The 12,797-nt window shown below is 32.0% G+C and carries 15 protein-coding genes; 9 read left to right on the top strand and 6 right to left on the bottom strand.

Annotation, left to right across the window (positions count from 1 at the left end; all coding sequences use genetic code 11):
• The first annotated feature begins 157 nt into the window (after positions 1-157).
• Together BM024_RS12105 and BM024_RS12110 are read left to right on the top strand one after the other, a co-directional pair.
• The gene (locus tag BM024_RS12105; protein WP_090680792.1) at positions 158-601 is read left to right on the top strand and encodes a hypothetical protein; all 444 of its coding nucleotides are present in this window, start codon (positions 158-160) and stop codon (positions 599-601) included.
• Positions 602-611: 10 nt separating this feature from the next.
• Complete coding sequence (locus tag BM024_RS12110; RefSeq protein WP_090680795.1) at positions 612-1,442, top strand: CvfB family protein; 831 nt, start codon at positions 612-614, stop codon at positions 1,440-1,442.
• 66 nt (positions 1,443-1,508) lie between these two features.
• On the opposite strand, the gene BM024_RS12115 is transcribed toward BM024_RS12110, so the two are convergent.
• Both BM024_RS12115 and BM024_RS12120 read right to left on the bottom strand, forming a co-directional pair.
• Positions 1,509-2,579: an alanine racemase gene (locus BM024_RS12115; RefSeq protein ID WP_090680797.1), complete on the bottom strand. Its 1,071-nt coding sequence runs from the start codon at positions 2,577-2,579 to the stop codon at positions 1,509-1,511.
• Positions 2,580-2,581: 2 nt separating this feature from the next.
• A complete protein-coding gene (locus BM024_RS12120) occupies positions 2,582-3,025 on the bottom strand; it encodes a GNAT family N-acetyltransferase (RefSeq protein WP_090680800.1) in 444 nt (147 codons plus the stop codon).
• Between the two features lie 362 nt (positions 3,026-3,387).
• Between BM024_RS12120 and BM024_RS12125 the strand changes: the two genes are divergently transcribed.
• Positions 3,388-3,825: a GNAT family N-acetyltransferase gene (locus tag BM024_RS12125; RefSeq protein WP_090680801.1), complete on the top strand. Its 438-nt coding sequence runs from the start codon at positions 3,388-3,390 to the stop codon at positions 3,823-3,825.
• Between the two features lie 47 nt (positions 3,826-3,872).
• Here the strand turns inward: BM024_RS12125 and BM024_RS12130 are convergent, their stop codons facing one another.
• From BM024_RS12130 to BM024_RS12140, 3 genes are read right to left on the bottom strand one after another with little or no spacing between them, the layout of a single operon-like run.
• Positions 3,873-4,988, bottom strand: coding sequence for a GNAT family N-acetyltransferase (locus tag BM024_RS12130; protein WP_090680804.1), 1,116 nt, complete (start codon positions 4,986-4,988; stop codon positions 3,873-3,875).
• Between the two features lie 4 nt (positions 4,989-4,992).
• The gene (locus tag BM024_RS12135; protein ID WP_090680806.1) at positions 4,993-5,868 is read right to left on the bottom strand and encodes a transporter; all 876 of its coding nucleotides are present in this window, start codon (positions 5,866-5,868) and stop codon (positions 4,993-4,995) included.
• Positions 5,868-6,536, bottom strand: coding sequence for a spermidine synthase (locus BM024_RS12140; RefSeq protein ID WP_090680809.1), 669 nt, complete (start codon positions 6,534-6,536; stop codon positions 5,868-5,870). The genes BM024_RS12135 and BM024_RS12140 overlap by 1 nt, the downstream gene beginning before the upstream one ends.
• Positions 6,537-6,593: 57 nt before the next feature.
• On the opposite strand from BM024_RS12140, the gene BM024_RS12145 reads away from it, so the two are divergent.
• Positions 6,594-7,145: a 1-acyl-sn-glycerol-3-phosphate acyltransferase gene (locus BM024_RS12145; RefSeq protein WP_090680812.1), complete on the top strand. Its 552-nt coding sequence runs from the start codon at positions 6,594-6,596 to the stop codon at positions 7,143-7,145.
• On the opposite strand, the gene BM024_RS12150 is transcribed toward BM024_RS12145, so the two are convergent.
• A complete protein-coding gene (locus tag BM024_RS12150; RefSeq protein ID WP_090680814.1) occupies positions 7,135-7,581 on the bottom strand; it encodes a helix-turn-helix domain-containing protein in 447 nt (148 codons plus the stop codon). The two genes, BM024_RS12145 and BM024_RS12150, sit on opposite strands and share 11 nt — an antisense overlap.
• A gap of 294 nt (positions 7,582-7,875) precedes the next feature.
• Between BM024_RS12150 and BM024_RS12155 the strand changes: the two genes are divergently transcribed.
• The 5 genes from BM024_RS12155 to yaaA all read left to right on the top strand — a co-directional run bounded on the left by BM024_RS12155 (position 7,876) and on the right by yaaA (position 12,789).
• Positions 7,876-9,021 (top strand): M14 family zinc carboxypeptidase, encoded by a 1,146-nt coding sequence (locus tag BM024_RS12155; RefSeq protein WP_177190211.1) that lies wholly within the window; start codon positions 7,876-7,878, stop codon positions 9,019-9,021.
• Positions 9,022-9,101: 80 nt separating this feature from the next.
• A complete protein-coding gene (locus BM024_RS12160; protein ID WP_090680820.1) occupies positions 9,102-9,581 on the top strand; it encodes an Lrp/AsnC family transcriptional regulator in 480 nt (159 codons plus the stop codon).
• Positions 9,582-9,658: 77 nt separating this feature from the next.
• Positions 9,659-10,666 (top strand): metal-dependent hydrolase, encoded by a 1,008-nt coding sequence (locus BM024_RS12165; protein WP_090680823.1) that lies wholly within the window; start codon positions 9,659-9,661, stop codon positions 10,664-10,666.
• A 30-nt stretch (positions 10,667-10,696) separates the two neighbouring features.
• Positions 10,697-11,917, top strand: a complete 1,221-nt coding sequence (locus tag BM024_RS12170) for a M1 family aminopeptidase (protein ID WP_090680825.1) — start codon at positions 10,697-10,699, stop codon at positions 11,915-11,917.
• A 107-nt stretch (positions 11,918-12,024) separates the two neighbouring features.
• Positions 12,025-12,789, top strand: coding sequence for a peroxide stress protein YaaA (yaaA, locus tag BM024_RS12175; protein ID WP_090680828.1), 765 nt, complete (start codon positions 12,025-12,027; stop codon positions 12,787-12,789).
• The last annotated feature ends 8 nt before the right edge of the window (positions 12,790-12,797 follow it).

The following is a 12,797-nucleotide window of genomic DNA, read 5'->3' on the forward strand; positions in this document are numbered from 1 at the left end:
GATTACTGAGAATACTGATGTTAATAAGCCTGAAATAACGGAGATAAATAAAGAGGAGACGGCTTCTACTTATAAAGAGGAGATTGCAAAAGAGGTTCAGAAGATTGAAGAACCTATTAGTAATCAAGCGTTAGGAAAGAGGGTTTCTGCTTTATCTTTGTCGAGTATCCGTGCAAAAAAAGATTTACAAGCTTCTATACAAAAGAAGGTTGTAAATTTAGATGACTTACCTAAAGAACCTTTTACGGAAGAGGCTTTGATGAAAGAGTGGAAAATTTATGGCGAACGTCTTAGTAGTTCTGGTTTAATGTTAATGTGTTCTTTAATGGGTATGGTTGAGCCTAAAGTTCACGAGAGTAAAGTGCATATTGAATTACCGAATGAAGGGTCTAAGCTTAGCTTTGATGAGAATAAATATGATTTAGTAAATTATCTTAGAAAAAAGCTAGATAATTACGATATTGAGGTACTGATTCAAGTTAATGAAGAGATTACGATTAAACAGACTTTTGATCCTAGAGAGAAATTAAAGCATTTGAATGAGCTGAATCCAAATTTGGAATTGCTTTGTAGAACATTTGCTTTAGAATTAAAACATTAAGAGAAATAAAATGATAACAATAGGTGTTGATAATAAATTAGAGATAGCTCGTAGTACGAGTATTGGACTTTATTTAACGGATGGTGAGAATGATATCTTATTGCCTAATAAGTATGTTCCTGAGCATTATGAAATTGGAGATGAGATAACTGTCTTTGTTTATTTGGATCACGAAGAACGTCCTATTTCTACAACTTTGGAACCTTATATATATTTAAATGAGTTTTCTTTGTTGAAGGTGAATTATATTAATGAGTTTGGTGCTTTTTTAGATATGGGATTAGAAAAAGATCTTTTCGTTCCATTTAAAGAACAGGCTCGTCCAATGACTCAAGGTGGTTGGTATTTAATTTATATGTATTTGGATGAGAAGACCAATAGATTGGTTGGGTCTAGTAGATTAAATCAATTTTTGAACAATGATGAATTAACTGTTGAGGAAGGAGAGGAAGTTGATTTAGTGGTTTCTCATATTACGGATATGGGGATTAATGTGATTATTAATGAGAAACACAAAGGACTTATTTATAAGAATGAACTTTTTGAAGAATTGAGAACTGGTGATAGAATCATCGGGTACATTAAAAAGATTCGAGAAGGTAATAAAATTGACGTTGCACGTACAAAAATTGGTTTTGATGGAGTGTTAAGTAGTGCAGAAATAATTTTAGAAGAATTAGGGAAAAATAACGGTTTTTTAGGGTTGAGTGATGCTAGTCATCCTGAAGATATAAAAACAGTTTTGAATATGAGTAAGAAAACTTTTAAGAAAGCTATTGGTACTTTATATAAGGAGAAACAAATAGATATTAAGGATAATGGTATTTACTTAGTTGAATAGTTTATTAAAGCATATAAAACACAAAACCCTTTGAATTTCAAAGGGTTTTGTGTTTTAAGTATTTTATTATTCGACTCTTTTTTCTACATATTCTGAATTCATAATTCTTAATATTCCCATATAATCCATTTGAAAGGGGATTAAATCTCCTACTTTTATCTTTTTCGGGTTATCTGCTAAATCAATTACAATCATGTCTGAGCTTGCACCAACAAGACTCATGCCGGAGTCGACAGGTGTAATGTGTTCTAAATCAATATCAAGTAGGCCTAAGTCTATAATTGCTCTATAATTGGTGCTTCCTACCCATTCTGGATTTAGAGTTGTTTTCTCTCCATTCATGTTCAAGCCTAATTCGCCTTCGGGCATCATGGGTTTTTCTGTTAGCTCAATTACTTCTGCATAAAGTTTAAATACATTTTGGTTCATATTTGGATATCGAGTATTTTCATAAGCATTTGTGCCTAAGAATAATGTCTCTCCAATTCGAAAATGATTTATAGTTTTAGGTATAGTGTTGTCTAATATAAGCGGAATTGTTACTGAGGCTCCTCCTGAGATGTACTGGATTTTTCGATTGAATTTCATTTCAATCAGTTCTTTGTAGAGGGAAAGTTGTCTTAGTTTGTCGCTGTTGGGCAATACTCCATACATACATGTTAAGTTGGTTCCTAGTCCAATGATTTTAATATTCGGTAATTGAAACACACTTTCGTAGAACATTATAAGGTCTTCTCGTAGAACACCTTCTCTTAATTCTCCTAATTCAACCATTATGACAATTTGGTGTGTTTTATTTTGTCTATTGGCTTCTTTAGACAGCATTTTAATAGTTTCTAATTCGGTATTAAAACTAATATCTGCATAGGTTACTATTTTTGAAATGCTTCTTTTTGGTGGTGGTTTAATATAGACGGTTTCTACATCTGGATTTAATTTTTTAATCGTCTTTAAATTAGAAGCTCTTGAATCGCATATTTGTTTTGGATTAAGGTTAAGTAATTCTTTTAAAAACAATTCATTTCCACATAGTAGTTTGGCTACCACGGCCCATTCGATGTTTTTGTTATCAAACAGTTTTTGAAGGTGATTGAAATTCTCTTTGAGTTCTTGACGATTTAAGGTTATAAATGCCATATCTATTTGGTTAAGCGCATTTCTAAATACTTGTTTTCAAATCCAAGTTTTTCATAGAGTATTTTTGCTGGATTTTGTGGTTCGACATGTAGTGCGATAGAACCTTTGGTTTCTTGGATTGCTTCTTGCATTAGTTTTCTACCAATTCCTTTTCCTCTTTGATTAGAATCTGTGGCAATATAAACTAAAATGTGTTCTGGTATAAATTGTTCCATCAGGGTGTCTAAGATCACGGTTATCCCAAGGATTTTGCTTGTTTCGCTTTTCGCTATTAGAATAAAACCACCAGGTTTATTGTCTTTGGCTAGCGCATAGTTTAATGCTTTTTCGATGTCTTCTTTCTTATCTCCATATTCTTCCAGATTTGTATGGAGAAAGGTGACATAGGATTCTAATTCGGTTTTACTTGGTTGTTCTTGGATTGATTTTTTTTCTATAGTAATCATATTAAAAAATTTCAAGCCACTTACGCGTTAAAATAACCTTCAAAAACTTTGAATTGTTTTGTTGTTTTAGGGTACGAGATAGAATACAAAAGTACCCAACAAAGGAAAAAAGGGACAAGCTAATGCTATACGTAAGCAAGCTTATTAGTAGATATTTGACTACAAAGGTATGAAAAAAATAATTAAAGCTTTAAAAATGAGAATTATATATGCTATAATGCTAATTGGTTACATTATTTATATGTTTGTTACTGTTTTGTTTTTTGGTTGTGCCTGCGTGAGGTACAGTATCTTAGGGTGCGGTATTGTGAATTGCAATTAGAGTTAAATTCTTAGATTTGTAATTAATGTAATTATAAAAAATGAATATTAGAGAATATCAGGTTAATGACGAAAGCATTTTATTAGATGTATTGAGTTTATTGATTCCTGAGTATTTTGCGAAAAGCGAATTACTTGACTTTAAAGCGTATCTCCAGAATGAGTTAGAGTATTACTATGTTGTAGAAATAGAGGATAAGATTGTTGGTGCTGGTGGCTTTAATGTTTTAGAGGAGAGGAATGTTGTTAGGATAAGTTGGGATTTTGTTCATACTGATTTTCGGGGATATGGTATTGGAAATCGATTAATTAGTTTTCGTTTAAATTTGATTAAAGAATTGCTTCCTAATTTCAAAGTAGAGGTAAGGACTTCTCAGATGGCTTATTTGTTTTATCAGAAACATGGATTTAAACTAAAAGAGGTAATTGTTAATTATTGGGCAGAGGGTTTTGATTTATATGCAATGGAGTTGGTTTAATTTTAAAAAAGAAGGATAGTGATTTAATCGCTATCCTTCTTTTTGGGTTACATATCTTTCCTAAAGGTTTTTCTTCTTTTATGTATTATGGGATTGAATTGCTTCCAAAGTTGTTGAATTTTATTGTTTTCTAGAAGTAAAGGGTTAGTTTCAATGTGTTTTACACCTTTTTTCATGAAATTATGGTAAATCTCTTTAAACATCAATGCGTTAACTCCTTTATTTTGATAATCAGGATCTATTCCTATTAGATAGAATTCAGCTCTATCGTTCTTTTTCATTGCACCTAATAAATGAAGGAATCCGAAAGGAAACATTTTTCCGTTTGCTTTTTGAAATGCTTTTGAAAAGGAAGGCATTGTTATAGAAAATGCTATCATTTTATTGTTCTTATCCATGACGCAAGAAATGTAGTCTGGATGTATGAAGGCTAGATATTGCTTTTTATAATGTTCTATTTGAAATTGTTGTATAGGTACAAAACTTTGTAAATCTGCATAGGTTTTATTTAAAAGAGCAAACATTTCATCTACATAAGGTACTAATTGCTTAATAGTTTTAAACTTTAGTAACTTTACTTCGTATCGTTGCGAAATTAATTCAGCCATTACGTTGATTTTTCTAGGATTGAAAGCAGTAATATCTAATTTATATTCCATCCATTCCGCTTCTGTTTTGAAGTTTAGCTTTTCTAAATGTTGAGGGTAGTATGGGTGATTGTATAGACCTATCATGGTAGCGATTTGATCAAAGCCTTCAGTTAGCATTCCTGCCTTATCCATATTAGAGAACCCCATAGGGCCTTCTATATAAACGAGGTCATGTTTTATGGCTAGTTCTTCTGCTTTACGAATTAATGCTTTCGTAACTTCAATATCGTCAATCATCTCTAGCCAACCGAATCTAACTTTTGGTTTGTTTAATTCTTTGACTTCTGTCCAGTTGATACAAACAGCAATTCTACCTACAAGTTTGTTTTGTTTGTATGCGAGATAGAAATGTACATCAACGCTTTTGAAAATGTCGTTGGATAAATTAAAGCTCTTTAATTCATCTTTAATGATTGGAGGAACCCAATATGGGCTCTTAGAGTATAATGAAAAAGGAAATTTTACAAAATCTTTTAACTCTTGTTCGGTTTTTGCTTCTCTGATCTCTATCATAATATTAAAGTTCTACTGGAACATGATTTTTTTCAAAACGCCATGATAGACCTAACTGTCCAAAGTAAGACTGGTGTTTTTCTCTGTAATTGTGTCCTCCGGCTATATCTAATTGTAGGTTTTTGTGTAAAAGTGTAGTGATTCCTAATCGGGTATTGATGTCTGTATAAAAATCATTTTTATAGCCTTGGTTTTCTATGAATGTAGACCATTTGTTATTAAACCCATGAGTTAGGGTTATTACATATCCAAAACCTCTATATTCATTCGAGCTTAATCTGTCACTCATTATATTTGTAATTAGTGCCCATTTTTCGCTAAAGTGCTGCTGTGCGATTAAAACTACCTTTGGGCTGATCTCGGGTTCTTCTTCGGCAAAGAACTTCTTAGAAGTCTTTAAACTGGCTCCTGCATATATTGACACTGCTGGGATAAGTCTGCGCCATTTGAATCTGTTGTTTGCTTTCCAACTGTATACATTTATTTTTTCTTCATAATTTTTGAAAGGGTCATAGATTAAATATTTGGCACCAAATGAGAGGTTGGATAGATCTCCGTAAGAGGCTAGAGGGATGTCTTTTTTATATTGATGTTGTGTATATTCTAAATCTACCATAAGTTCAATGGTTTCTAGAAATGCGCCGTATCTAAATTGGAGTTCTCCTCCATATTGTTCTTTTGTTTTATCGTCAATGGGTTTAGATTTGTAAAATAGACCGCTTTCTATTTGCGTAATGTTCTTTCCTACTGCAAATGCTCCGATAGATTTACTTGGTCTATTAGAATTGATTTCTGTGGTGTATTGCGCATGGGATTTAATGGGATTTAACCAAACTATACATAGAGTAATTAAAAGGTGTCGTGACTTGTTTAAAAACATTATTTTATTCTTTTAATAGTTATGATTTCATTGTGATTCTGAAGTTTTGGTAATTGACGTAAACTAAAAATATTAGGGTCGTATAGTTTCAAATACTCTTGGTTTCTTTCTAAGTGTTCATTTGTTAAACATATAGTGTTGAATAATATAAAGCCATTTATTGATAGCATTGATTTAAGATTATTAACAAAGTATTTTTCGAATAAAAAAGATGGCATTGTAACATCTTGGAATAAATCAAGGACTATAAGATCGAACTTTTTATTGTGGTTTTTTAATACGTATTCAAAGGCATCTCCTTCAATTATTTCATGGTTTTTAAATCGGTCAATGTCAAAGTATTTTTTTGCTGTATATAGTACAGCAGGATCTAACTCTACACTGACAATATGGTTCTGATAGTCAATTTCAGTTCTTAAGGTATGTAAAATGCTTCCTGCACCTAGTCCAAGAATTAATACAGAATCCATGTTTTTGATTTTTTTGAAACCAATGTATTGAAGTCCTTTTTTTAGAATTTTCTCCAAATTACCGTAAGAGTAATTGGTGTTTGGAGTGTCAAGAACTAATTTGCCGTTGTTCCAGGTCACTTCTAGTTGGGAATTGACATTTGAAGTAATTCTCTTATAGGGTACTGGAATTAGGTAGCTAAGTAGTTTAGAAATCATAATTTCGGGGTTGTGTTTAACAAATATAGCTGTATTTTCGCTTTTTAAAAATCACATATGAAGAAAAAAGTATATCAATTTATATTTCAAACTATTATGGGATGGCGTATTGATGGTAAAATCGATGCGAATCTGAGAAAGTGTGTAATTATAGTAGTACCTCATACTAGCTGGCATGATTTCTATGTTGGGGTTTTTACGCGTGGTATACTGCAACAACAGATGAACTTTGTTGCTAAGAAAGAGTTGTTTGTTTTTCCTTTTGGATTATATTTTAAATGGATGGGTGGGCAACCTCTAAATAGGGTTAAGAATGAAGGAAAGGTAGAGGCTATTGCTCGTATTTTTTCGGAGCAAGAAGAATTTCGTTTGGCTATTGCTCCTGAAGGAACTCGAGGGAAAGTTGATGAATGGAAGACTGGATTTTATTTTATAGCTAAGGAGGCTGGAGTTCCTATTGTCCCTGTTGCTTTTGATTATAAAAATAAAGTGGTTAAAATTTTTAGGCCATATATGCCTACAGATGATATGGAAGTTGATTTCTCATATCTATATAGTCTTTATAAAGATGTTGAAGGTAGGGTGTCTGAAAATAGTTTTAACGAGTAGGGTTGAAGTTTTTAAAAGTTCCATTTTTATAAAAGACTACAATTTGTTCTATAGGATTAGCATGGTCAGATGTTAGGTTTGGTTGTGAGGTTTCTTTTTCTTTTATTTCTTCAGTTGCTGGAATGCTTTGGTTACATTGATCGAACTCTGTTTTTTGTAGTTCAAATGTTTCTGTTATTTCTCCTTGTTTTTTCTCTGTAATATTCTTGATTTCTTCATCGCATAGAAAGGGTTTTTCCCCTTTCAAAAGCCAATATAAATTGACCTCTGGAAAGCGCTCATGGATCTTCATTATAAGATCTAAGCTTGGTTTGTTTCTACCTGATAGTAGGTGGGAAAGACTTGATCGTTGGACACCTATAGTGTCTGAGAAACTTGATGCTGTTTGTTCAAAATGATCAAGTAATCGAGTAAGTCTGTTTACAAAGTCTTCCATGTATAAATAAAATATAGTTGTTTACAAATGTAATTAAAATGTTTTACATAGAGTGGTAGTGTATTTAATATTTAGATATATATTATAGCTAATGTTTATATGATGACTGTTATGAAGTTGGTTATCAATTTTATATGCTATATTTTATTTAGTAACATATGAAAGTGTGGTATTAGTTTTAGAATTGTTTACTTTTGTGAATTACAATTGTAAACAGATGTAATTAGCAATGGGTTTACAGATGTAATTAGAGAGTTGTTTACATTTGTGCTTGTATAAAATAGCATGTTATTTATGGATATAGATATAGTAGAATATAAATATGAAGGGGTTAGTGGTAGGTATGTTACCACTGTAGATTTAGAGAGATTTTATTTAGGGTTAAGTGATTTATTTGAGATTTGTGTTGAAGGGAGGTCGGTAGAGAATAGAGATGTAAAATCAGTTCGAGTTGGTTCTGGTGATAAGAAGATTTTTATGTGGTCCCAGATGCATGGAAATGAATCAACCACTACGAAGGCTGTTTTAGATTTGTTGTTGTTTTTAGATTCAGGAAACGAGATGGCTAATTCTTTTTTGAATGCGTTCACATTGTTAATAATTCCGATTGTGAATCCAGATGGAGCATTTGCTTATACAAGAGTTAATGCAAATGGAGTGGATTTAAATAGAGATGCTGTTGATTTATCTCAGCCGGAGAGTAAGATATTGAGAAGGGTGTTTGATGAATTTTGTCCTGATTTCGCTTTTAATTTGCATGATCAAAGAACTATTTTTGGTGTAGGAGATAAAGAGTGTGCAGCTTCTCTTTCTTTTTTATCTCCTTCTTTCGATATGGATAGAAGTGTAAATGTAACAAGGGAGAGGGCAATGAAGTTGATAGTTGGTATATATGATGCTTTAAGAAATCATTTGCCAAATGGAATGGCTCGTTTTGACGACGGTTTTAACCTTAACTGTGTAGGGGATTATTTTCAGTATAGAGGTGTTCCTACAATATTGTTTGAAGCGGGTCATTATAAAGGTGATTATTTAAGAGAAACTGTTAGAGGGTTTGTTTTTCGTGCTTTGATTTCAGCGTTGTCGGAATTAGAAGCTGATCGTTATATTGACAATATAGTAGATAAGTATTTTTTATTACCTGAAAATAATAAAAGTTATGTTGATGTGATTTTAAGAAAGGTTTTAGAACCTTTTAGCGGTGTTTTTTGGAGTGTCTCATTACAGTATGAGGAGGTATTGTTTAACGATCGCATTTTATTTTTGCCGATTATAACGGAAATTTCTAAAAAAGAGAGTAAATTTGCACACGTTTGCGTAAATACTGAATTAAAGTTTATTGTACAGGTTAGCGATTTAAATAGATTAATCGGGGAAAAAGCCTTCGAAATTATTGATTTTGGAAGTATAACTGTTAATGATTTGCTAAAAAAACAATAAGTTCTTACTATTTTACAAAAACAATGGATTATTTGTAGTATTTTTGTTGTTCAAATTAGAATTAGGTAAATAGTTGATTTATGAGTAAGTTTCGTTTAGATGAGATTGATCATCAAATTTTAGATATGTTGATCGACAATACAAGGGTTCCGTTTACGGATATAGCTAAGAAGCTATTGATTTCTGCTGGGACTGTTCACGTTCGAGTGAAAAAAATGGAAGATGCTGGGATTATTCAAGGGTCGTCTTTAACTTTAGATTATGAGAAGTTAGGATATGCTTTTATAGCCTATATCGGAATTTTCTTACATAATACTTCACAAACTAAATTTGTGTTGGAAAGAATTAATGAGATACCTTTTGTTACTGTAGCTCACGTTACAACTGGAAAGTTTAATATTTTCTGTAAGATTCGTGCAAAAAATACGAGACATGCAAAAGAAGTTATCTATATGATTGATGATATTGAGGGTGTTTATAGAACCGAATCAATGATTTCTTTGGAAGAAAGTATCAATGATAAAAAACGCTTAATGCATACAATTTTTAAAGAACTATAATTTTTTTAAAATTGTATTATTGTTATAAAAAAAACTGCCTATCGGCGGTTTTTTTTATATATGTATTTTTGTAATTTATGGATTCATTAACTCAAATTGTTTTAGGTGCTGCTATTGGTAATGCGGTTGCTGGTAGAAAGTTGAAAAATAAGGCTCTTTTCTATGGGGCTATTGCTGGAACTATTCCTGATTTAGATATAGTGGTCGGAATGTTCGTGGACCCTATTACCGCTGTTGAGATTCATAGAGGGATGAGTCATTCTGTTTTCTTTGCTTTTTTTCTTGCTTTGTTGTTGGGATTTTTGGTTATTAAAATCGAAAGAAAGTCGGGACTCACTTTTAAAGAAGGGTTTTGGTTGTTTTTTCTTGGTCTGTTTACACATGCTTTGTTGGATATGTTTACCACTTGGGGTACCCGCATTTTATGGCCTATTTATTCATATCCTTTTGCTTTTAAGTCAATTTTTGTAATTGATCCTCTTTATACAGTTCCTTTTTTGGTTTGTCTTATTATGTCAATGAGGCAGAATGATAATGCTGATAAGCGAATGTTTTGGAATAATTTGGGATTATTGATTAGTTCTGGGTATTTAATGTTGACTCTAGTGCTTAAAGGAGTGGCTTACCATCAATTTGAAAAAGAGTTGAATCGGACATCGGTTGTTTATAATTCTATCTCTGTTAAACCTTCGGCTATGAATACGATTTTGTGGAATGCTATTGTAGATGTTCCTGATTCTTATTTGCTTGGTGATTATTCTTTTTTTGATAGTTCTGATATAGTGTTTGAGGCTTTTCCTAAGAATCATTATTTACTTGGTTCTTTGATGGAGGAGGAATTGGTTCAAAGGTTGGTCGTTTTGTCTGAAGGATGGTATATAGTTTCTGAAAAGGAAGGTGAATTGTATTTTAATGATTTGCGTTTTGGATTGCTGAAAAAAGATGTTGATGATATTCAATTTGCTTTTAGTTATCGTTTGTTTAGAGATAATAATGGGGTTCTACATGCGGAGGAGGTTTTTAAGGAGCGAAAAGACGGTGTGAGATTGTTGAAAGACTTATGGATTCGCTTACAAGGGAGATAATTTGTATATTGGGAGCTTAATTTAGTGTCTATGAAAAGCTATTGGGGTGTTTTTGTTGTATTGAGTGTTTTTTTTCTTGGTTGTAAGCAAGAGATTGAAAATAAAGCTTTGGAGTATGTTGTTGATATACATCTTGAAAACTCCGAGATTTTCTTTGATACAGAATTACATCATGTTAGTGGTTTGGACAGTATCTCTTTTAAAATAAGTAAAAGTATAAAAGATATAAAGGTATCTGGGTTGAATGTGGAAAGTATGAAACTCGATAGTCTAGATGAGTACCAAAATCTTATAACACTTTCTTTAAATGGTAAAGAAAAATCTCAAGGAGTTATTCGTTTTACATATGCTATAGATTTAGAAAAAGCATTGGTAGAAACCACGGGGGGAATAGGTGTCTTGTTGCAAGGTGTGGCGCTTATACCAGTGGTGAAATCTGAGATATTCACTCCGCCTACTTATATTTTTAAAATAGAGAATGAAAGTAAATATCATTTGTTCTCGAATTTTACCGATGGGGTTAAGGCTACTACCCATAAAGTGGTTTTGAATATTACAGAAAAACCGTTTGATGTTTATAAAGGGCTTAATAGTACTATTTTAACGCTTAATAAGGATTCTGTGTTCGTTAAATCAATAGATACTGCGTTAACTAGTGTTGTGAGTTATTACAGCAGTGTATTTGATGAGGATATTCCGACTTTTACCATTTTGGTAAATGATTTTGGAAACCATTCGTTTTATAGCTCTCCGGGGTTTGTTAATCTATACTATTACAATGAAAGAGGAGTTGATAACAAAGATGTAGATTATGAGTATTTATACAGCACATTGTATCATGAGGTAGCACACAAATGGTTTTCTATGACGAATGTTTATAATGGTTCTCCAAGTGCATTTATAGACGAGGGTTTTGCAGATTATTTGACTGTAATGTATGCTCGAAAAGAGTATGGAGAGGCTTATTTTGAACAAATTATGGATCGTTATAAGGAATATGCAAATGGTGCAGTAAGTATTATGAGTGTAAACGATGAGATAGAGTTTGATGAACGTGCAAAAAGCTTATATGGCAAAGGAATGTTGTTTTGTTATGAATTGGAATTGCACTTAGGTAGAGAGGCGTTTGTTGATTTTTTGAAATTACTCGTTCGTGAGAGGCCAGTAAATATTGAAGCTTTGATGGTATTAATAAATGAAAACTACGATAAACGGATTTATGATTTGGCATGGAGTTTATTGAATAATTAATGTTATGGTTATTAGGTAATTGTTCTTTTTTTTCTCACTTCTCGGTATAAGCAGAAGTTAATCTGGAATAGATATTTTATATTTGAGGCGTATATAAAACAATTGCCATGAAAGTATTAATTTCTCCAGCGAAAAGTCTTGATTATACTTCGACTGTACCTGTGACTGAAGTTACAAAGCCATTATTTATCAAGGAAGCAAAAACGATTAATAGGGTTTTAAAGGAATTGTCTCCTTTGGAATTATCTTCTTTAATGAAAATATCATCGAATTTATCTGAATTAAATTGGAAGCGCAATCAAGATAGAAAGTTTGCAGATTCGATCGATGTTTCTAATTTACGACAAGCGGTATATGCTTTTAATGGTGATGTTTACGCTGGTTTGGATGTGTATACATTATCTGAAAATAAAGTACGTGTATTGCAAGATAAGTTGCGTATTCTTTCTGGTTTGTATGGTTTGCTAAAGCCTTTAGATGCTATTGAGCCTTATCGATTGGAAATGGGGACTAAAATCAAAATTGGAAGTTCTGAAAATTTATACGAATTTTGGAAATCAATTATTGTAAAGGCGCTTAATAAAGAGATGAAGGAAGGGGAGTTGTTGGTGAACTTAGCGAGTAATGAATATTTTTCTGCAGTAGATAAAAAAACTTTGAAAGGTGTTTTAGTGACTCCAGAATTTAAAGAGTTACGTAATGGAAAGCTCAAGACAATTAGTTTTTTTGCTAAAAAAGCTAGAGGAATGATGGTGCGATTTATAATTGACAATGATATCGAAACACTCGAAGGATTAAAGGATTTTAATTTAGAAGGGTATACATTTAGTGAAGTGGATTCGAAAAAGAATAATTTGATTTTTACTAGATAAAATAATTA

It is taken from the genome of Myroides guanonis, assembly GCF_900114085.1.
GTDB classification, from domain to species: Bacteria; Bacteroidota; Bacteroidia; order Flavobacteriales; family Flavobacteriaceae; genus Flavobacterium; species Flavobacterium guanonis.